The following is a 21,257-nucleotide window of genomic DNA, read 5'->3' as shown; positions in this document are numbered from 1 at the left end:
TCTTAGGGGTCTCCTTTACCGATTGCGAACGAACCGCGCGCTGCCGATCGCAATCTCCAGTTGATTTTTCTCATTCGCGATCTGCTGACACAGCTTCAGCTCCGTAGCGGGATTCATTGTTTAAGCTGGATTTCCCGAACTATACGGTCCATCAGCTGACCTGCCCCCATATTATCTCCACTTCTCCATTTTCATGTAATTTTTTTCAAATTCCTCCAGTTGACTTTCTAAATTGTTTAGTTTTTATGATACCTTTAGAAAATAGATTAATCAATCGAGACTTGGATTTCTCCTTTAGCAAGATTTATGATTAACCTTGTATGTATTTGGATAAGCAAACGCTCATCCTCAAAATTTCGAATACTTTAGTATCTTCCTGTACATCGTTTTGTCTTTTAAAGTATTAAAAATGCTCATATCCGGCCTAGTGTTAACCTCTAACACCCATGGTTTCATTTTCGAATCAATAGCGATATCAACCCCGAAAGCTTTATTTCCGCGGAGGCTTTTCCCCAGGACAACACTTGCTTCCCTCCCTAATGATTCAATCTTTTTTATTACACTCGCTCTCTGAGATCCTCTCAAATGAGATTTGAGTAAAGAATCTATTTTCATGGGAGTGCCCCCATTGTGATAATTAGTAACTATCTTGTTCCTTTTAGCCAGTCGCCCAATGATGCCCGTTGTTTCGAGCTGCCTATTTCTGTTCTTTTGCACCATCACTCTTATATCGAATGGACGCCCTTCATGTTTTAATAAGTCAATACCTTTTTGCACCACATATTTCTTTTTGCTTACCACCCTTTGAATAGAACCGTATAAAGCTTGAAAAGACTTATATTCTGTTGAGCGAGTTCCACTTTTTAATATAAAGCTGTTATTCTTTTTAATGATCTTATAAATTCCAAAGCCACCTGTCCCCACATTTGGTTTTAAGTAGAGAGAATCATACTTGTTTATCATGCTGACTAGATTAGCTTTTGTAGCTGCACGCGTATCAGGCAATACTGTATTAATACGATTATATTTTTTCATGAAATTGTGTTTTCCTAGTTTGCCCACTTAATTACACCTCCATTTATTGACACGAAAGTAATATATGCCAACAGAAATGGAAAAGGTGTGGGTGCCCAATGATTCTGGACACTTGGATAATTTTTCAATGCATGATTTATAATAATCAGCAGGAGGTGAATCATGAATTCCATTCCAAAGATATTAATCACTCTCGGTGCTGTACTTATGATCATAGGTGTCTTATGGGCTGTTTTATCAAAGTTCATAAATATCGGGAAGCTGCCTGGCGATATCGTAGTTGAAAGAGAAAACTTTAAATTTTATTTCCCAGTCGTTACATGTCTTGTTATTAGTGTTATTCTGTCTGTCATTATGTACCTGATAAGGTTTTTTAAATAGGAGTTTTTAATGATGAATGAGTCTGGCCCTAACTGGCCTATCGTAAATTTTTGAATTCCGCATTGCGACTAAAGACATAATCTGCTATTGTCGAATAGGTACTAATAACTATACCCAGGAGTGAATTACTATGCGCTTCTCAAAACTACCTATTCTCGTGTCGATAGTTCTAGCTGTTCTACTAACCTCTCCTTCTTTTGCTCACCCAGGAAAACTCGACAAATACGGCGGCCATGAATGTTCATATGAGGCATTAATGAAACGTCTGTGCAAAGGATATCACTCGCATACCGGCGGCTTTTTTATAGGTGAGTTCCCATCGAATGAACCTACAGCCCCCGCACCGGTCATCGAAGAGGTTATCCCAGAAGGACATGTTAAAGTTACTCTTCCTACATTTAGAATTCTCATTAACTATGAATCCGGAGCTTCGGATGCTCAAAATTCAACTTTAAAATACCCGTTTTTTATGTACAATGATATCATCTACGCGCCTTTGAATTATGATATGTGTTCAACACTTACAATTGAAAGCAATTGGTCGAATGAAGTAGGCTTATCATTAAGAAAAACTGACGCAAAAATTGGACAAGGTGTGCGGTTTCAACGTATCGAAGCATCCTCTGCTCAACCTGCAAACATGTATGCTCATCTTCCTTCGTTCAATATTTATGTGAATGATACATGGGTCGATAATGGGAAAGAGGAATATCCTTTTTTAGTTTATAATGATGTAACCTATTATCCAATGACTTGGAATAATAACAATAAGTTTGGTCTAATCACTGGATTAAAAGACAACAGGTTTGATATTTCCAAGTAGATGAAAGAGCTGCCAATGGCAGCTCTTTTTGCGATCTTTACCTATTTTAGGTTTATGCAAATTTAGAGAACTTATCAAGTTTGCTGGCTTGAATCTCCTCATCCATAACAAAATCTTCACTAATCAGGTTAATCAAATCTTGTTTTGTGGGTGGTGCGCTTTTTCGCACAATTCTTACTGCTTGATGTCTAATCGCTTTCTCGATCAGATTGCGAACAAACCGCGCATTGCTAAAATTTAAAGAAAATACCTCTTGATTCAACCGCTCTCGAATTTTTATAATTCCATCTGATGTTATGACGTAGTCTTTTTCTACGGCAAGCTTATTAGCAATCTTAATTAATTGCTGAACGGTATAGTCTGGAAACTCCACCTGAATTGGGAATCTTGAAGGAAGCCCGGGATTTGTAAGCAAAAAATTTTCAATTTCAGTCGGATAGCCGGCAAGAATTAAAATAAAGTCATTTTTATAGTCCTCCATGGACTTCACTAAACAATCGATGGCCTCCTTGCCGAAATCCTTATCTCCGCCCCTCGCAAGGCTGTAGGCCTCATCTATAAAGAGGACCCCTCCCAATGCCTTCTTGACCAATTCCCGGGTCTTTAACGCGGTATGGCCGATATACTCACCGACCAAGTCTGCTCTTTCCACTTCTATCATATGACCTTTCGATAAAAAACCCATCGACTTAAACATTTTTCCAAGGATTCGCGCAACGGTAGTTTTGCCCGTCCCCGGGTTCCCTTTGAAGATCATATGATATACCTGGCTGCCAGTTTGAAGTCCGGCTTCATCTCGAAACTTTTTTACCTGAAGCATTGCATACACTTGAAAAACCAGCTCTTTAACATCCTCGAGGCCGATCATCTCATCCAGTTCTCTGAAGATATCGGAGAATGTATCTGTATCATGAACCAGTTGTCTAACCTCTGCTTTTTCTATAGCCTGTTCTGCCTCTGATGGTTTAAAAACAACATTAATTTGCCGATTTCGTTTGGTGATCAAACGGGTATCTTCACTCATCCATCCATCCCCTTCTCTTGATTCAGAAGAGCCATTCCTATTCTAAAGGATATGCGAGCGGATAAAGAGCTACGACTTCTGGTTTTGATAATTTATTCCTTGCACGACATCGATCTGTCGGGCATTTTTCGTGATCTGAATTTGATCCGATGGCCGAACACATCCATTCATGCGTCACATCACCTCTTCTTTGGTGGTAAATATATACGCACAAGCCGGGCGGATTTTGTCTGTTTTATTTTTCAAAATGACTTTCGGAACGTGCCGCGGATGTTCTCCTAGTCGCCTTCATACAAAGAAGCCGGCGCCTTCGAGGCCGCCGGCTTTGCCGATTCGTAAACAAACTTGCCATGCTATGAGACGACAGCTACCCCAGCTGTACGCCGCCTTCAGGCCGCTGCCGCAGCGTTCAGCTTCTTCCGGTACACCCACTTGGATAAGGTGACGCTGAACTCATACAAAATCAGCAGCGGGACGATCACAAGCACATCCGAGATGAAATCCGGCGGCGTAATCGTGATCGAAATGACAATCAGCGCAAAATAGGACACTTTCCTCGCCTTGGCCAGCCGGTAAGGGTTCAATAGGCCGATTTTCGTCAGAAACATGACGACAACAGGCATTTCGAACAGCAGACCGAGGGGCAGCGTCAAGTTCAGCATAAATTTAAAGTACTTGTCTACCGTGTACAAGGTTTGAACTTGTCCTTCGGCCATTTCCCTGAGAAAGGACAAAACCATCGGAAACAGCACGGCGTAGCCAAAAGCAATCCCCGCTGCGAACAGCAGCGTTAAAGCGGGGATATACCCGAGCGCCGCTCCTCTCTCCTCTTCGGACAATGCGGGCGCTACGAACAGCCACGCCTGCACAGCCGCCACGGGGATCGTAACGCCGATCGCGAATACCCCCGAGATCATCAGATAAGCCCATAAAATATCGGTAGGACCAAGCACGGTCAGCTGTCCTCCCAAATCTCGGACAAGCCAATGGTAGATGGGCTTCGCGTACAGAAATGCTGCGATTAAGGCGACCAGGAAAGCCGCTAGCGTAATAATCAGACGCTTCCGCAATTCCTCCAGATGGCCGAACACATGCATATCCTTTTTATCCATAACCTGTTTTGCACCTTCTCCGCCAATTGAGCCTAGCTTTCCTTGCCTGCCGCAGGCTGCGCCTTGCCCGCCTCGGCCGCTTTTTCATCTTCCCCGTTCACAAGAGCGCGCGTGGCAGTTTTGAACTCGCTCAAGGTGCGTCCGAAAGCCCGTCCGAGCTCGGGCAGCTTGGAAGGCCCGAATATGATTAGCGCAATAATAAGAATCAATATAAGTCCCGGTATTCCAATATTGCCGAATGGCATATGCTCATCTCCTTAGGTGATGTTCGTTTCCTCGCGGCCAGAACCTACTTCAGCTTGAAGCCGCTGATCGCCACAACGGCTCCGCGGGCTTTCTTGTCGCCCTTGCGGTGCGGCCATAAGCTCGTCGGCTTCTCCAGATCCGTTGTGTTTTCTCCCGGATGCTGGATCGAGAGGAACAAGGTCTGCTCGTCCGGGGTGAAGTATGGCCCGGTCAGCTCGCAGTCCTTAGGTCCGGAGGCGAATTGGAGCGCCTTCCCCTTGCTTGGTCCCTGTGTCGGAATGACGAACAGCCCATTGTTAGCGAAGGATGCGTATACGCCCTTGCTGATCGAGGAGCTGGAAATGTCGGTAACGACCCACAGATTGCCGTTCGAGTCGAACGCCAGATTGTCAGGCGAGCTGAAGCCGGATTGACGGCCGCCGGCAGCAAAAATTTCGAAGTCGAATTCCGTTGAAGCCAGGTCGTTGTCCTTCTCGAAAATTCGCGTAATATGCCCGTGAATATTGCCGTGCGAGTCATTATTCGTATGACAGATGAAGATCGTGTTGTCGAAAGGCGAAATCTCCACATCCTCCGGACGGTCGGTAGGCATCCCGCCAAGAATCAGTGCCGCCTCGTGACAATTCGTCACGATATCCGCCTGGCTTTGGAACAGCTTTTGCAGCTCCTCCCGGGTTCCCTTGACACCTGCAGGGGCTTTGAATTTCTCATTGTCCAGCGTCTTGGCCATCGCTTCATAGGTCAGTGGAATCCATTTGCCGCTCTTCAGATTAGCCACATACAAAGTTCCTTCCGCCAGCAGGTCGGAGTTGGCGCGCCCGTTCGCAGACACATATTTGTTTTTCGTTACAAATTTATAGACACAGGCGTCCTTCTTATCATCGCCCATATAGACGACAACCCGGCCGTCCTTGGCCAGTCCCATCGCCGTGTTCTCATGATTAAAGCGCCCGAGAGCGGTATGCTTTTTCAGGAAAGAGCCGTCAAACGGATCGATTTCCACGACCCAGCCATAGTGGGTTAACGGAAGCCCCGCATCGGTTGCCGTCTCGGAAAAATTCTCCTCACAGGACATCACCGTATTCCACAGCGTTACGCCGCCCGAGCAGTTGGCGAACGTCCCTTGAGCCGTCGCGGCATGATTCAGCGCAGCGGAGCCTTTCGCCGGACCTGTGAATTCGAATTTCGTAAATCCGTTGATACGGCGAGCATACTTGGAGGCAGTGTCCATCTTCCAGACGCCGTCCTCGTCACGGAATACTTCGAGCACGGACATTCCCTGATAATACAGATCTTTTTCCACTTGCTCCTTTGTTTTCTTTCCGTCCTTAATCGGCCCGAGACCGAAAATAGACGTGTATTCATGGTTATTTACCAGCAGTCCGCGTGAATTCGATCCGTCGATCGGCAGGAAAGCATTGTAGTCGGAGCCTTCACCGAATCTTTCTCCAGCCTGGTTGATCACATCATCCAGCGCCGCGATCACATCGTATTTAAAACCTTTGGGGAGCAGCAATTGATCTTCCGAGGAAGGCTGGATCGGCTCAAAATAACCGCTGACTTTATTGGTCTTGAAGCCAAACAGATGATCGGCAGTCGAAGAAGCTGCCGAAGCCTTGCCCTCCAGCACGCCCAGACCGGCCGAGGCCGTAGCCAGAGCGGCGGCTCCGGTGCCCAAATAAGAAAGAAACGTTCGACGATCCATGTTTTTTTCCATATGTACACTCCCTATAGACAATTGTGATTCCATAGACAAGCATACGGTTCCAAGATCATCGGAATGTTACGAGCGTTTGAAGATTATGTAAATGGCAGCAAGGTATTGGAGGCGGGAATTACATGCGGTCGGTTTCATGCGCCAACTACTACGGAGTTCCGTTCCAACAACTTCTTCCGTTCCCTTCGTACAATCCTGCGTCCGCAATCTAGCCCATTCCAGCCCCATTTTATCATCTGTGGCGCCGCCCTGAAGCATCGTCGGATGTAAGGGATAAACTTTCCAGCAAGTCAAAAAAACCGCCGAGGATCAGCTCTGCAGCTTATCCCCGGCGGTCAGAAATCACGCGCTTCCCCTCAAACAGGCTGCGCTTGCTCAAACGGTTTTATCCGAATTAAACTTTCTTCGTCTCCGGCTTCTCGTCTTCCTTATCCCCCGAAGTCAGTCCTCGGGTCGATTCCTTGAATTCCGACAGCGTCCGGCCAACAGCCCGTCCCAGCTCAGGAAGCTTGGAAGGTCCGAATAGCAGCAGGATAACAACGAAAATCAAGATCAGTCCGCCGATCCCAATATTAAATGGCAATGTGATCACCCCGTTTCTGGAGTACATTCTTGTTATGAATTATAGCATAGGTGAGCGCAGAATGATATGCTTGCCTTTGCGACTGGCGCATGGTCAGCCTTTAAGCTGACGCCCCAGCACCAGCTGCAGCTTGTCCCACTCCCATTTGTAAATAGCAAGCGTCTCACGGCTCCGGTGCCAGGCCATCATCAGTACGCTCGAATCCATAGGCGAAACCTTCGGCTGCTCATACCCGACATATCGGGCAATATCCAATGCCCGCACCGCATGATACCGATGCGTAATGATCACGGCCGATCTCCAGCCATGACGCTCCATCACAGCCTGGCTGAACTTTAAATTTTCGTAGGTGCTGCGCGCTTCCTGCTCCAGCTCAATATGCTCCGCCGGAATGCCCTGCTTGACCAAATAATTACGCATACCCTCCGCTTCCGTCAGCTCGGAATCCTCCCGATCGTAACCCCCGCTGACGATGAGCCTGGGAGTCACGCCTTCCTTGTACAGCTCGGCAGCGCGGTTCAGCCTCTCCTTGAGAGCCGGACTTGGCTCAGTCTGCCATAAGGCTGCTCCCAGCACAATCCCTACATCCGCCGGAGGAAGAGACTGATCGGGCAAGGTGATCATTCTCCACTGAATACCGCCCATACCCAGTGCAAATACGAGCATTAGTCCCAGCAGCAAGCGGGAGGTTCGACCGCCTATTCGTTTCAAATTGCCGCGCTTCTGTGTCTCCATATCCCACTCTCCGTCTCTGGCTGAACTTAATTCGGCAGAGAGAGAAACCGCCCGACCGTCCTGAACACTTCGGGAGCATCGGGCTCGAAGCATAACATGTGTCTGGATTGCGGGAAATAGATCAGTTCCTTATCCCCCTGAAGCCGGTTATAAATATAACGGGCGCTCCGGGGGTGAACGATCTGATCCTTGCGCCCTTGAGCGATCAAGGTGGGGACGGCCACCCGTCCCAGCTCGCGCGTCTTCGCATAACGGGCCAGCTTCATGAACTGCAGAGTGGCCAGCAGCGGCACGCGCTTAACGCGTCCCCAGTGCTCCCAGTCATGAAGCCTCATCCGCTCCGCCAAGTCCCGAATCAACAGCAGAGGGCTCACATAGATAGCAGCCGCATTCAGCAGGACAAGCCGCCTGATCGGGAACCGGTTGGCCACATAGGCCGACAGCAGCCCGCCCATCGAGAAGCCCACCACGTCGAACGTCTCGTATTGCCTGCTCATCTCGTAAGCCTCGCCCGCCGCCGCATCGAGCCAATCTCTCCAACTGACGCGGCCCAGCTCCCGCAGCTCCTGATCATGGCCGGGAAGCATCGGGATCCGGCATTCGTAGCCAAGACCGTGCAAATAATCCGCCAGCGGCTCCACCTCAAACGGACCACCCGTGAACCCATGCAGCAGCAGACAACCCCGTTCCTTCATCTATGTCTCTCTCCTTTCCATTAGACGATATGCCACCCGAGACGGTTCCCTTGCCAGCAACGGGACGCGACGAAAAAATCTGAAAGCAGCGTGAGTATGACCTCTCACGCTGCTCCCGGGTTTACTTTTCCGTAATGGCGATGGACTGAATGACCACTTTTTGCGTAGGCTTGCTCGGTACCTGCTCGCCTCCGGCTTCCACCGGCGTTGCCGCAATTTTCTGGATCGTATCCATCCCTTCAATTACTTTTCCGAATATCGTATAATTCGGGGTTCTGTTCAAATTTTTGCTGTCTTCCCCTGTACAAATAAAAAACTGGCTGCCGTTGGTATTCGCACCGCTGTTCGCCATAGCGACAATACCCGGCTCGTATTTGCGCGTCGTTTTGAGCTCGTCCTCGAACTTGTATCCCGGTCCGCCCGTTCCATTCCCTTTAGGATCTCCTGTCTGAATCATGAAAGACTGGATAATCCGATGGAACACCACATCATTATAGAAGCCTTCCCGCGCCAAAAATACAAAGTTGTTGACCGTCTTGGGCGCTTCCTTCGGGTAAAGCTCAATCGTAAACGTCCCTTGCGAGGTCGTCACGGCCGCCTTGTACGTCTTCGCGGTATCAATGGTCATGGCCGGAGGAGACGACCAGGATTTCGGCTTTGCTTGCTCGGTTTGGCCGCCCTGCGCCGGTGCGCCGGAACTGCCTCCAGCTCCTTGATCGGCCGGCGCGGGTTTCGTTCCGCAGCCCGACAGCATCATGCCTGCCAGCAGCAGCGACGAGAGCGCGATTCCGATCGTGGTCCGGGTCATTTGGATACTCATGGTTGATTTCATCTCCATCTGAACTAAGTTGATTGCTTTGGCAAGATTATACTACAGATGCCGATCAGAATAAAATCAGCGGATTTTCAGGCGGCACAGAACGTCAGGAGGCAGGGGAAGCCTGCAATGCTGCCGGCTTTCCCCCTTTCGATTGCATCAGTCCCGCCGTTTATGCCGCATCCGCTCAATTGCCTCCGTTGACAGCGCCGGTGCCCGCTCCGGTTCCGCTGCCGGTATTTGTTCCCGTACCTGTGCCAGACCCGGCGTTTGTTCCTGTACCAGTTCCCGCGCCTGCGCCGGACCCTGAACGTGTGCCGGTTCCGGTACCGGTCCCCGTACCTGTTCCAGTCCCTGTACCCGACCCGCTTCCGGTCCCCGTACCTGTTCCTGCTCCAGACCCGGTGCCGGTCCCCGTACCTGTTCCGGCCCCTGTACCCGACCCGCTTCCGGTCCCCGTACCTGTTCCAGTACCAGTACCCGACCCGGTCCCAGTCCCTGTTCCAGTACCTGTACCCGTTCCGGTGCCGGTGCCGGTCCCTGTTCCAGTGCCTGTTCCCGTTCCGGTGCCGGTCCCTGTTCCAGTGCCTGTTCCCGTTCCGGTGCCGGTCCCTGTTCCAGTGCCTGTTCCCGATCCGGTGCCGGTCCCTGTACCCGTTCCAGTACCTGTACCCGTTCCGGTGCCAGTACCGCTGCCCGTTCCTTGACCGTTGCCAGCTCCGGTGCCGGTTCCATTACCATTCCCATTCCCGTTGCCATTTCCCGTATTCGGTCCGCCAGGGCCCGTCGTTCCATCGCCCGGCTGATTCGGATTCGTTGTGCCCTCTTCCGGGTTCGCCGGATCGCCAACGATCACACTGACGATATTGGATGGACTGCCGGCGACATTATTTTCCGGATTCACCGGCACAACCATATATTGATACGTGTCCGGCTGAATCGCGCTGATATCGTTGACCTCCGTAAGCGTCGTCGACGTGAGCGGCTCCTTCGGAAAGTCCTCCGTCTTGCTGTCCTTGCGGAATACCTGATAGGTCGTGCCCTCTCCTACTCCAGACCAGCTTAGCTTCACCTTACGTTCGGCGGCCGCATATTCCCCTTTCAGATCGCCGACTGTTTTCGGCGGCTCCTTCAGGTCCTGAACGCCGTCCGGCTTCGTGAACTTGGTCATCGGCTTTTTGGCCAGCGACTTCTGCATCACTTCCTTGAAAATAGCCGCCGGCGCGCCGCTGCTCATCGACACGTAATGCTTCGAATCGGTTTTGTCGAAGCCCATCCAGACCGCCGCCGTCCACTCCGGCGTGTAGCCGACAAACCAGAGATCGCGGTTGTACTTCTCCAAGCCTTTGATTTCGAGCTGAGTTGAACCTGTCTTGCCTGCGACCGGCCGCTCGAATTTGGCAGCAGTTCCCGTTCCGCCCGGCTCAACGACGGTTTGCAGCATCTGGGTCATATTCCAGGCCGTTTTCGCGCTCCAGACCGATGTTTTCTCCGGCTTCACTTCAATCACTACGCCGCTTTCATCGGTGATCTTCTTAATCGCATGGGCCTTGACCATGCCTCCGTTATTTGGAAAAGCCGAGTAGGCCTGAGCCATCTGCAGCGTCGTCACGCCGTTCGTCAGCCCTCCGAGCGCAATCGCCAGGTTGTTATCCTTTGCATCAAACGTAATGCCCAGCTTGCTTACATAGGATTTCGCCTTCGACACGCCGATCTCGCTCAGCACCTCGACAGCCGGAATGTTCGCGGAGCGCTTGATCGCATCGATCATCGTCACCTGCCCGCGGTAAACCCCGTCCCAGTTGCGGGGCGAATAGCCGTTGAACGACCTTTGCTCATCCTTCAACATCGAATATGGCGTATATTTCCCCAGCTCGAGAGCAGGCGCATAGGAGATGAGCGGTTTAAAGGAAGAGCCCGGCTGTCTTGGCTGCATCACCGCCCGATTCAGACCGCGGATCTGATAATCCCGTCCGCCGATCATCGCTACGATGCCGCCGTCGGTATTGTTCAGTATCACCATACTGCTTTGCATTTTCTGAGCAGGTCCATCCTTTTGGAAAAACTTGGAATTAGCATACGTTTGCTCCATGATGCTCTGCGCATTCGGATCGAGATTCGTATAAATATCGTATCCGCCACGCAGCAGCTGATCCTCGTCGAAGCCGTGCATCTCTTGAGCCTCGCGCAGCACGTAGTCAATATAGGTCTGGTATTGCTCCTTGGAGCCGGTCTGCAGCGGTTCATACTCCTTCTCCGCCGCTTCAGCCCGCTGCTGCTCCGTAATATAGCCCTGATCGGTCATCAGCCTCAGCACGACCGCCCGGCGGTCCTTGGATTTTTCCGGATTATTGATCGGATTATAGGTGTTCGGCGCCTTCGGCATCGCAGCGAGCGTAGCGACCTGCCACAGCTCCAGCTTGCTCAGATCGCTTACTCCAAAGTAAGCTTTGGAAGCGGCCTTGATCCCGTAAGCGCGGTTGCCGAAGTAAATCCGGTTCAGGTAGTATGCCAGAATCTGTTCCTTAGACATATTGCGCTCAAGCGCCATCGCGATCGACATCTCCGTCGCCTTGCGGAAAAACGTTTTATCCGAGCTGAGAAACACATTTTTGGCGAGCTGCTGCGTGATGGTGCTTCCGCCCTCCACCATGCTCCGGGCCACGACATCCTTGACGAGCGCCCGGCCGATCCCGAGCAGATCGATCCCCGTATGCTCGTTGAACCGTTTGTCTTCCGTCGCGATAAAAGCATCCTTGACGAGCTTCGGAATTTCTTTCTCGTCCACGCTTTCGCGGTTCTCAACCTTCAATGTGCCAATTTCATTTCCGCCCAGATCGTAAATATGGGAAGCTTCATTAAATTCCAATTTATTGATGTTAGCTTTATAAATGTCCTCGCCGTTAATGATGACGAAAATATAGACGCCCATCGCACATAAAGCCGCCAGACTGCCCGTGATGAAAAGTGCGAGAAAAATTTTCCCTGCGTTGGACTTTTTCTTCCTGGGCTTCTTGCCTCCGCCGCTCTTCGTACTGCCGGACGCTGCTTTTTTCTTCGGCGCTTGGCCCGGTGTCTTCTTGCTCTCTCCCGTCATGCCCCGACTCCCTTTCTATGTCTGTTTGACTGCCTATTACCCTGAGGCGTCCCCGACTTAAACAAAGAAGAACAACCCGGGGAACGGGTTGCTCTTCGCGGGTTCTATGCAATAGACGTGTCCTGCTGGCAAAATGTTGCTCGCAAGCGCAGACGGGCGACAGCTACTCCCCCGCCGTATCCTGCTGCTGCATCAACGAAACGGCCCGCTGCGGGGTGAATGTCGATATCGCATGCTTGTAAACCATTTGCTGGCGGCCTTCGCTGTCGATAATAATCGTAAAATTATCGAAGGCCCGAATCACTCCGCGGATCTGGAATCCGTTCGTCAAATAAACGGTGACCGGAATGCTCTCCTTGCGCAATTGGTTCAAAAATGTGTCCTGAATGTTGATCGACTTGTTCATCAATGGGCCCCCTCGGTAATAGTTAACGGTCCAGATTTAGTTTAGTAGCAATTATACCACGAACGGCTTGCAGCTGGGTAGAAAAATCTGCCATTTCACTCACGTTCACCCATTCGATATCCTTCATATGACGGAACCAGGATAACTGCCGTTTGGCAAAGTGGCGCGTATTTTTTTTCAGAAGATCTACCGACTCCGCAAGCGTTAAGCGTCCTTCCAGGTAAGCGACAATTTCCTTGTAGCCGAGTCCCTGCATGGACAGCGCAGAGCTTGATACGCCTTGCGCCAGCAGCCTGCTCACCTCATCGACCAGACCCTGCTCCAGCATCAAATCAATACGTTCTTCAATACGTTTATATAGTATTGCTCTATCCATTGTCAACCCGACGATGCACAATTGATAAGGCGTAGTCCGTTTTTGGCGCTCCAATTGCTCGGACATTCTCTCTCCCGTCAATCGATAGATCTCCAAAGCCCGGATCACCCGCCGCACGTCGTTCGGATGGAGCCTTGCGGCGGATGGGGGATCGACCTCCGCCAGCTTTTGGTGCAGCGCCCCGGCCCCCTCAAGATCTGCAAACCGCTGCATCTCTTCCCGGAAGGGCTCGTCCGAGCCCGTCTCGCTGAATTGGAAGTCGTAGCAGACGGACTCGATATATAACCCCGTCCCTCCGACGATGAACGGAAGCCGTCCCCGACCGTCGATCTCGCGAATCAGCGGAACGCTTCTCTCCTGAAATTCAGCTGCCGAGAATGGTTCGTTCGGATCATGAATATCGATCAGATGGTGCTTGACCAGCGCTAGCTCCTCCTGGGAAGCTTTGGCCGTGCCGATATCCATGCCCCGGTAGACCTGCATGGAATCGCCCGAGATGATCTCGGCTCCATAGAGCTGCGCCAGCGTCAGGCTGAGCTTGGTTTTCCCTACCGCCGTGGGACCGACCAGCACCAGCAGCCTGGGCTTATGAGGCGGCTCGCCTTCTACGAACATCGAATCACTCCATATGCAATTTTTGTCGAAGGCCGTCTCTCCACCAAAAAACCCAGCCGTTCGAACTCTTGACTGTCCCGATGCTCCTTAAGCACTACGGCCCGCCGGGCAACCCGCCGCGCCTCGGCGACCGACTCCGGACTGAGGGCGCGCTCATCCGCCAGGCCGCGGATAGCCCGGATAGACGCCGATTCGGTGATCGGCTTGCGGAACATCGGATCGAAAAACACGATATCATAGCTGTTATCCGGCTGCGAGCGCAAGAACTCCAGATGATCGAGCGTCCGCACGTCGATTCGGCGCATTGCTTCATTTAATCCCGGCACATCCGACTGGTAGGAGCTGACACCCCGCGAGAGCAGAAAGCCGGGGATCAAGGCGCTCTCAAGCGCCGTCACGGCGCCCAGGGGACCCACCGCGTGAGAGAAAACAATGGCATCCGACCCGAGCCCGGCCGTGCAATCCAGCACGCGGTCTCCCGGCTTTATGCCGCACAGCTCCAGGAGCGGATCGCGCTCTCCCAGATTAAGCCGCTTAATCCGGATGCTCGCCGTGCTCGGATGAAAAAACAGCGGCTGGCGGCCGCCATGATGGTATTCCAGGCGCTCCTTGGTAATGACGAGAATACCTTCTTCGCCATCTTCCCGGCCGAAGCGCTGGCGCAGATGCGCCAGCGTCATCTGCCGTCTCGGCACTAGGCGGCCACCCAGCTTCCCGGCGAGCGAATGCGCCTGCTCCAGCTGTTCGGCGCTAGGCTCATAGGAAGTTGTAACTAACACCGCTACATCACCCTCTTGAACATTTTCTCCAGCTCATACGTCGAGAAGCTGACCACGATCGGCCGTCCATGGGGACAGGTGTACGGGTTGCGGCAGGCTCCCAGACGATCCAGCAGCACTTCCATCTCCAGCATGCCCATATTCTGATTGGCCTTGATCGACGCTTTACAGGAGCACATGATAGCCGCCTTTTCGCGGAATTTGCCGATATCGACCTGCCTGCGCTCCGACAGCAGCCACTCGATCATCTCTTCGATCAGCGCCTGCTCCTCCCCTTGCGGGAGCCAATGCGGATAAGCTCTAACCAGGAAGGAGGAGCCGCCGAACGGCTCCAGGAACACGCCGGCCTGCTCCAGCTGAGACAGCTTATCCTGCAGCCGAACGGCCTCGGCGGAAGTAAATTCCAGCGTAATAGGAACGAGCAGCTCCTGGCTGGCGGCCGCCGGTTTCCCGAACATTTCATAATAATGCTCGTAATTGATCCGTTCATGAGCCGCATGCTGATCGATCAGGAACAAACCTTCTTCATTTTGAGCCACGATGTAAGTCCCATGCAGCTGCCCGATCGGGTGAAGCTTCGGGAAAGCGGGCAGCGGCGGGGGGGCGGTCGCCGCCTGCTGGGCCAGCGAGCGCGACAGCGCTTCGGAAGCGGCAGCGGTCTCGCGGTTTGATGCCCGGCTTCCGGGCGCCTCGGCAGAAGACGCGCCCACTGCCGCCGTACGCTGCTGCTCCCATGAGCTTCTGTTGCTGAAAGAACCGGAACCAGAAGAACGTACTTGGCTGTCCGGCCTCTGCGCCGGCTCCCTGGAGGAACGATCAGGCATCGGGTTATCGCCGCCGGTTCGTACAGGCGCCTCAGCAGCACCGGCAGATATGCCCGGCTTTTCTCTGTCCGCATTTCCCCCGGTTTCTTGCGGAGACGTCGGCCAGGGCGCACCCTCCAGAGCTGTAACGCTTGTGCCGGCTGGCCCGGCTGGCTGACCGGCCGCACCACCGGACCCGGTGTAGCCTTCCTGAGTCCCATCCGGCTGCCGGGACGGCTCCGTCCGGTACAGCTCCAGCTGCTCCTGTACGACCGCCTCCCGCGGCTTGCGGGCGGCTGTTTGACTCGCCTCCGGGATAAGCCGCTGGCGTGACAGCACCGAGCGCGCTTCCCGTTCGACGAACTGCATCAGCTCCTGCTCCTTGCTGAAGCGGGCCTCCAGCTTGGCCGGATGAACGTTCACATCGATCAATCCGGGGTCCATCTGCAGGTGCAGCACGGCTATCGGATAACGGTTGATCGGAAGCAGGGTATGGTAGCCCTGCAGCAGCGCCAGCGCCAGCGTATAATTCCGTATGTAACGCCCGTTAATAACCGTTGTTATTCCTCCGCGGTTGGCTCGCGTCAGCTCAGGCTTCGACATGTAGCCCGTCAGCTTGTAATCCAGCGCCTCGCCCTCCAGCTTAAGCATGGAACGCGCAACGGCCGTGCCGTAAATAGCCGCCACCGTGTTCAACAGATCGCCGTTGCCAAGCGTCTGAAGCAGCGTGCCGCCATTATGTTTCAGCGTAAAAGCAATGCCGGGATGAGCCAGCGCAAGCCGGTACATATAATCCGTAATATGGCCTAGCTCCGTCTGGACCGTCTTCATGTACTTTAACCGCGCCGGCGTATTGTAGAACAACTCTCTTACCGCAATATCCGTCCCCCGGGAAGACGCCTTGTCCGACTTGTCGACAAGCGCGCCGCCTTCGATCACGATGCGTCTGCCGAGTCCGCTCGTATCGGAGCAGGTGACCAGCTCGACCTTGGACACCGCCGCAATGCTGGGCAGCGCCTCGCCGCGGAAGCCCAGCGTCCGAATCGCAAACAGATCATGCGAGGTCGCTATTTTGCTGGTCGCATGGCGGAGAAAGGCCACCTCGCCATCCTCGGGCTCCATGCCGGAGCCATTGTCCGTCACGCGGATGAGCGCCAGCCCTCCGTCCTCAATGGCGACATCCACCCGGGTGCTGCCGGCATCCACCGCGTTCTCGACCAGCTCCTTCACGACGGAGGAGGGGCGCTCGACAACCTCGCCCGCAGCAATCTGGTTCGCTATATGATCGTCCAACAGCTTGATTTTCCCCATAAGCGCGCTCCTTACCATGTATTGCCTGTTTCCGCCGGATTCACACCCGCCGGCTGCTTATCGCGCCAGCTCTGAACCCGGCCTTGTTTCTTGTCCGGCTTGCCTGCTCCTAACAGACAAGCCTGTCAGCTGCGTCCTGATCTTGCCTATTTCGCCTTGAACATCTTGCCTTGCTTTTGTTTGCCGCATCTATCATCGTTTTCCTGTCCTGCCCGCCGCATGCGTCAAACTTGCCGCGGCAGGCATGGACAGCCCCGCCATCGGCATGTCCCCGCGCTTCGCCTCTTAACCGCCAAGCTTCAGCACCTGACCGTCATCGCTCCATGTCAACGACCGGAAAAATTCGGCAGCCTGAGACAAGCTGACATAAGTGACTCCATCCTGGAGCTTGCTTCCCGTTCCGGACGGGGCGTAGACGATCGAGCCGTCCTGCGACTGAAGCTTCGCGGATGAGGTTACGGCATCCCACGCTACCTTCGCGCCCAACACAGCGGCCAGCACGCGGGCCGGCACATAGGTTTGTCCTCCCTCGCGCAGCACGCGGAACGAATCCTCGACCGCATGGCCGTTCACCGTGAGGTTAATGCGGCGCAGTTCCAGCGAGAACGAGCCGACGCCTGCAGTCCGCAGCGCCGTCAGCAGCTCCGGCACCTGGCCGCCTTCCACGGCGATATCCGGCTCCAGGCCGACGCGATTCACCGGACGCTGATGAGGCGTCAAGTATTCCTCCACGGTAACCTTCAGCGCTCCGCCCTGGTCAAGCGGGATCACGTTCTGCACGCTGCCCTTGCCGTACGTCTTCGTACCGATGGCTATGGCCGCTTTGTAGTCCTGGAGCGCCCCGGTCAATACTTCGGAGGCGCTCGCGCTGCTTCCGTTAACCATCATGTAGACCGGGAACGGCTGGACTTCTCCTCCCGAGAAGGTTACCGGCTCATCGAGTCCGTTGCGGTTTTTCGTATGGATCAGCGTGCCCTCCTTCACGAACAGCCGGGCCATCTCCTTGGCGGTGTCCAGCAGTCCTCCCGGATTGTCGCGCAGATCGACGATCAGACCTTTGATTTCCCCTTGCGATTTGAAATATTCAAGCAAGGCCGCAACCTGCTCGTCCGCGTCGCTGGAGAAGCTGGTCACCCGCACGTAAGCGACTCCTCCCTCGAATCGCTTGCCGGTCACGACAGGCACCTGAATCTGCTGCCTCTTCACCGTCTTCTCCAGCTCGGCGCCGTCCCGGACAAGCCGCAGCTTCACTTCCGTGCCAGGCTCTCCCATGATCAGGGAGGTCGCCTCCCCGAGCGGGGCTCCGACAACGCTTTGCTCCCCGACCTTGACGATGACGTCGCCGACCCGGATCCCCGCCTCACGCGCAGGACCGTCGAACACTTCGGCAATATAGACGCCGTCCGGCTGCTGGCTTACCCGCACACCGATCCCGACATAACGGTTCGCCACTGCATTTTCGAACTCGGTCAGCTCCTCGGGCGTGAAATACTGCGTATACGGATCGCCCAGCGATTCAATCATCGCCTGAATCGCCACATCGGACAGCTTCTTCGCGTCAGGCGCGCTGACATGTTGACTCTCCAGCTTCTCCAGCACTTCCTTGGCCCGTTCGGCGGGATTGCCTCCCACCGTCAAGGCAGCCGCAGCGGCAGGCAGCGCCGCAGGCAGAATCAGCGTCAGCGTCAACGCGGCCGCGGCCGTCCGACGCCACATTTTTCCTTTGCGTATCGACTTCATTGGATCGGATTCCTCTTCTCTGTATAGGTTCTCTATGTGTACTGTGTAAATTCTAATGAGTGAAACGCTAGGAGCCGGCCAGCTGCTTTTTCAGCTCATAAATCAGATTCATCGCCGTCATCGGCGTCATATTCATCAGATCGGCCGCCCGCAGCTGCTCCAGCACCTTGTCAGCCCTGGCGTCCTTCTTGGACGGCTTCTCCGGCGCAGCGGCCTCGGCCGGAAACAGACTAAGCTGCACCGCACGGCCGGCTGGGCCATCCTCCGGACTGGCTGCAGCCGGCGTGCTGTCTCCCGCTTCGGCGCCGCTGCCTGCAGCTGCCGGACTGTAGCCGCGAGCCGCAGTCTCGCGAACTTCCGCCGCTCCCGGCTCGCCGCCCACCGCTGTTGCTTCGGCGCCGAGCTCCGTTCGCGGCTCCGCTGCCGGCGTTTCGCCTTCGGCTGCAAGCGCTGCGGCACGGCCTCCTCCCCGGGGCTCTGCGGCTGCAGCTGCCTGGAGTTCGCTCTGTCCCAGCTCGGCCCGCGCCTCGAAGGCGTGCAGCAGCTCGTAAGAGCGCTCGATGATCGAGCCGGGCAGTCCGGCGATCTGAGCGCAGTAGATGCCATAGCTCGTATCGGCCGCACCCGGGACCAGCTTGCGGAGGAAGGTAACGTCCTGACCGCTCTCCTTCACAGCCATGCGGCCGTTGCGCAGATCGCGCAGGCTTTCCTCCAGATGCGCCAGCTCATGGAAATGCGTGGACACCAGCGTCTTGCAGCCGATGCGGTCATGCAGAAATTCGATGACGGCTTGAGCGATAGCCATCCCCTCACCGGTTGACGTGCCCCGGCCGAGCTCATCGATGATGACCAGACTTCTGGCTGTCGCCTTCTCCGTCATGACCTGGATATCCATCATCTCCACCATAAACGTGCTCTGGCCGCCGATCAGATCGTCCGCCGCTCCGATCCGGGTGAAGATGCGGTCGACGATCGGGACGACGGCGCGTTTGGCAGGGACAAAACAGCCGATCTGCGCCATCACGCTGATCATCGCAACCTGACGCATGTACGTGCTTTTGCCGGCCATGTTCGGGCCTGTGATCAGCAGCATGGAGCCGCCTTCCCGCGTCAGCGACGTATCATTCGCGATGAAGGAGCCGTCCTCAAGCACGGCCTCCACTACCGGATGCCGTCCCTCCTCGATCTCCAGCCCGTAAAATTCGCCGACCTGCGGACGGGTGTACCGCTGAGCGGCGCTGACATGCGCCAGCGACTGGTAAACGTCGATCGCGGCGATCAGCCCGGCCAGCTGCTGCAGGCGGGAGAGATGAGCCAGCAGCTTCTCGCGCAGCTGCGAGAACAATTCATACTCCAGGTCGACCATCCCCTCCTGAGCCTCCAGGATCAGGGCCTCCTTCACCTTCAGCTCCGGCGTGACAAAGCGCTCCGCATTGGCCAGCGTCTGCTTGCGCTCATAACGCCCTTCTTCCAGGGCGGACAGATTCGACTTGGTAACTTCGATATAGTAGCCAAACACTTTGTTGTAGCCGATTTTCAGGGACTTGATGCCGGTGCGCTCACGCTCTTGACGCTCCAGCTCGGCCAGCCACTGCTTCCCGTTCGTATTCGCCTCGCGAAGCTGGTCCAGCCGCTCGCTGACGCCCGGACGGATCATGCCGCCGTCGCGAACGGACACCGGAGGCTCGTCCACGATCGTGGATGCGATCAGCTCTTGCAGATCCCCGCAAGGGTCGATCCGCTCTGCCAGGGCGGCCAAAGTAGCCGAACCGCTGTCTGCGCATAACCCGCGCAGCGTCGGAACCTGTGCGAGCGAGCAGCCGAGCGCGACCAAGTCGCGCGCATTGGCGCTGCCATAGGCGATCCGGGCGGTCAGCCGCTCCAGATCGTACACTTCCTTCAACGACTGCTTCAACTCGTCGCGCAGCATTAACTGATTGTACAGACGATCTACGGCCTCCAGCCGCTCCTCGATCTGGGAAGCGTGCATGAGCGGCTGCTCGATCCATTTGCGCAGCAGCCTGCCGCCCATCGCCGTCACCGTCTTGTCCAGCAGCCATAGCAAGGAGCCCTTCTTGGAGCGGTCCCTTACCGTCTCCACCAGCTCCAGGTTGCGCCGCGTGAAGGGGTCCATCATCATGTACTGGTCAGGTTCATAGACACGGATATGCTTGATGTGGCCGAGCGAGCGCTTCTGCGTCTCCTGCAAATAATCCATCAGCAGCTCCAGCACGGCTCGGCCCCCTCGGGGCAAGGCAGCCAGCTGCTTGTCCGAGAAATATGCCGTTATCGGCTGCAGATTGGCTCCGGCCGCCGCTCCCGGCGTTCTCTCCGTCAGCACCGATGTCCGCAGGAACGCGGCCGAGCCGCTGCGGATCTCCTCCAGCAGCGCGCAGTCGCCGAGCACCTCGGAGGGCGCGTATATATTCAGCTCATCCAGCAGCCGCTGGACGGAGTCCGTCATCCGTGTCACGTACAGCTCGCCCGTCGACAGATCGCAGGCAGCCAGACTATAGCCCTGCTCATCGCCCAAAACGGAAGCGATGTAGTTGTTGGCCGTTTCGCTCAGCGATCTTGCGTCCATCACCGTGCCGGGCGTGACGATCCGGACAATCTCCCGGCGAACGACGCCCTTGGCCTCGGCGGGGTTCTCCACCTGCTCGCAGATGGCAACCTTATACCCTTTCTCTACGAGTCTCGCGATATAATTGTCGGCCGAATGATAGGGAACGCCGCACATCGGTATGCGTTCCTCCGCTCCTCCGCCTCGTCCCGTCAGCGTAATCTCCAGCTCGCGGGCCGCCAGCACGGCATCTTCGAAAAACAATTCATAAAAATCTCCCAGCCGGAAGAATAAAAAAGCGTCCTTGGCCTCTTCTTTAATGGCAAGGTACTGCTCCATCATAGGCGTGTATTTGGCCATTCTCCATCCTCCACCAACATTGCCGCAGGGGCGGACCGG

Annotated in this window: 18 protein-coding genes; 2 read left to right on the top strand and 16 right to left on the bottom strand. The window is 54.7% G+C overall.

Annotation, left to right across the window (positions count from 1 at the left end):
- Positions 1-348 precede the first annotated feature (348 nt).
- Positions 349-1,062 (bottom strand): YheC/YheD family protein, encoded by a 714-nt coding sequence (locus BLR08_RS05375; protein ID WP_072327527.1) that lies wholly within the window; start codon positions 1,060-1,062, stop codon positions 349-351.
- 135 nt (positions 1,063-1,197) lie between these two features.
- Here BLR08_RS05375 and BLR08_RS05370 point away from each other — a divergent pair, with 135 nt between their 5' ends.
- Both BLR08_RS05370 and BLR08_RS31005 read left to right on the top strand, forming a co-directional pair.
- A complete protein-coding gene (locus tag BLR08_RS05370; protein ID WP_072327528.1) occupies positions 1,198-1,416 on the top strand; it encodes a DUF2905 domain-containing protein in 219 nt (72 codons plus the stop codon).
- A 130-nt stretch (positions 1,417-1,546) separates the two neighbouring features.
- Complete coding sequence (locus BLR08_RS31005; protein WP_072327529.1) at positions 1,547-2,239, top strand: hypothetical protein; 693 nt, start codon at positions 1,547-1,549, stop codon at positions 2,237-2,239.
- A gap of 52 nt (positions 2,240-2,291) precedes the next feature.
- Here the strand turns inward: BLR08_RS31005 and BLR08_RS05360 are convergent, their stop codons facing one another.
- From BLR08_RS05360 to mutS, 15 genes are all read right to left on the bottom strand, one after another.
- On the bottom strand, positions 2,292-3,263 hold the full coding sequence (locus tag BLR08_RS05360) for an AAA family ATPase (RefSeq protein ID WP_072327530.1): 972 nt from the start codon (positions 3,261-3,263) through the stop codon (positions 2,292-2,294).
- Between the two features lie 389 nt (positions 3,264-3,652).
- Positions 3,653-4,375: a twin-arginine translocase subunit TatC gene (gene tatC / locus BLR08_RS05355; RefSeq protein ID WP_072327531.1), complete on the bottom strand. Its 723-nt coding sequence runs from the start codon at positions 4,373-4,375 to the stop codon at positions 3,653-3,655.
- 32 nt (positions 4,376-4,407) lie between these two features.
- Positions 4,408-4,620 carry a twin-arginine translocase TatA/TatE family subunit gene (gene tatA / locus BLR08_RS05350; protein WP_072327532.1) on the bottom strand — a complete coding sequence of 71 codons (213 nt, stop codon included), beginning with the start codon at positions 4,618-4,620 and terminating at the stop codon, positions 4,408-4,410.
- A gap of 44 nt (positions 4,621-4,664) precedes the next feature.
- Positions 4,665-6,338 (bottom strand): PhoX family protein, encoded by a 1,674-nt coding sequence (locus BLR08_RS05345; protein ID WP_072327533.1) that lies wholly within the window; start codon positions 6,336-6,338, stop codon positions 4,665-4,667.
- A 394-nt stretch (positions 6,339-6,732) separates the two neighbouring features.
- Positions 6,733-6,921, bottom strand: a complete 189-nt coding sequence (locus BLR08_RS05340; RefSeq protein WP_072327534.1) for a twin-arginine translocase TatA/TatE family subunit — start codon at positions 6,919-6,921, stop codon at positions 6,733-6,735.
- 93 nt (positions 6,922-7,014) lie between these two features.
- The gene (locus tag BLR08_RS05335; RefSeq protein WP_072327535.1) at positions 7,015-7,656 is read right to left on the bottom strand and encodes a YdcF family protein; all 642 of its coding nucleotides are present in this window, start codon (positions 7,654-7,656) and stop codon (positions 7,015-7,017) included.
- Positions 7,657-7,682: 26 nt separating this feature from the next.
- Positions 7,683-8,351, bottom strand: coding sequence for an alpha/beta hydrolase (locus tag BLR08_RS05330; RefSeq protein ID WP_072327536.1), 669 nt, complete (start codon positions 8,349-8,351; stop codon positions 7,683-7,685).
- Between the two features lie 121 nt (positions 8,352-8,472).
- Positions 8,473-9,171, bottom strand: coding sequence for a peptidylprolyl isomerase (locus tag BLR08_RS05325; RefSeq protein WP_090585904.1), 699 nt, complete (start codon positions 9,169-9,171; stop codon positions 8,473-8,475).
- Positions 9,172-9,355: 184 nt separating this feature from the next.
- Positions 9,356-12,265, bottom strand: a complete 2,910-nt coding sequence (locus BLR08_RS05320) for a transglycosylase domain-containing protein (RefSeq protein ID WP_072327537.1) — start codon at positions 12,263-12,265, stop codon at positions 9,356-9,358.
- A gap of 163 nt (positions 12,266-12,428) precedes the next feature.
- Complete coding sequence (gene hfq / locus BLR08_RS05315) at positions 12,429-12,671, bottom strand: RNA chaperone Hfq (protein ID WP_072327538.1); 243 nt, start codon at positions 12,669-12,671, stop codon at positions 12,429-12,431.
- 22 nt (positions 12,672-12,693) lie between these two features.
- Entirely contained in the window at positions 12,694-13,662 is a 969-nt protein-coding gene (gene miaA / locus BLR08_RS05310) for a tRNA (adenosine(37)-N6)-dimethylallyltransferase MiaA (protein ID WP_072327539.1), read from the bottom strand.
- A complete protein-coding gene (locus BLR08_RS05305; RefSeq protein WP_072327540.1) occupies positions 13,653-14,441 on the bottom strand; it encodes a class I SAM-dependent methyltransferase in 789 nt (262 codons plus the stop codon). The genes miaA and BLR08_RS05305 overlap by 10 nt, the downstream gene beginning before the upstream one ends.
- Positions 14,442-14,443: 2 nt before the next feature.
- The gene (mutL, locus tag BLR08_RS05300; protein WP_072327541.1) at positions 14,444-16,555 is read right to left on the bottom strand and encodes a DNA mismatch repair endonuclease MutL; all 2,112 of its coding nucleotides are present in this window, start codon (positions 16,553-16,555) and stop codon (positions 14,444-14,446) included.
- A 285-nt stretch (positions 16,556-16,840) separates the two neighbouring features.
- The gene (locus tag BLR08_RS05295) at positions 16,841-18,295 is read right to left on the bottom strand and encodes a S41 family peptidase (RefSeq protein ID WP_072327542.1); all 1,455 of its coding nucleotides are present in this window, start codon (positions 18,293-18,295) and stop codon (positions 16,841-16,843) included.
- Positions 18,296-18,362: 67 nt separating this feature from the next.
- Positions 18,363-21,218 (bottom strand): DNA mismatch repair protein MutS, encoded by a 2,856-nt coding sequence (mutS, locus tag BLR08_RS05290; RefSeq protein WP_072327543.1) that lies wholly within the window; start codon positions 21,216-21,218, stop codon positions 18,363-18,365.
- Between the last annotated feature and the right edge of the window lie 39 nt (positions 21,219-21,257).

The organism is Paenibacillus sp. cl123, from assembly GCF_900101595.1.
In the GTDB taxonomy this organism is placed as follows: domain Bacteria; phylum Bacillota; class Bacilli; order Paenibacillales; family NBRC-103111; genus Paenibacillus_G.
This window is presented reverse-complemented; position numbering and strand designations above follow the sequence as displayed.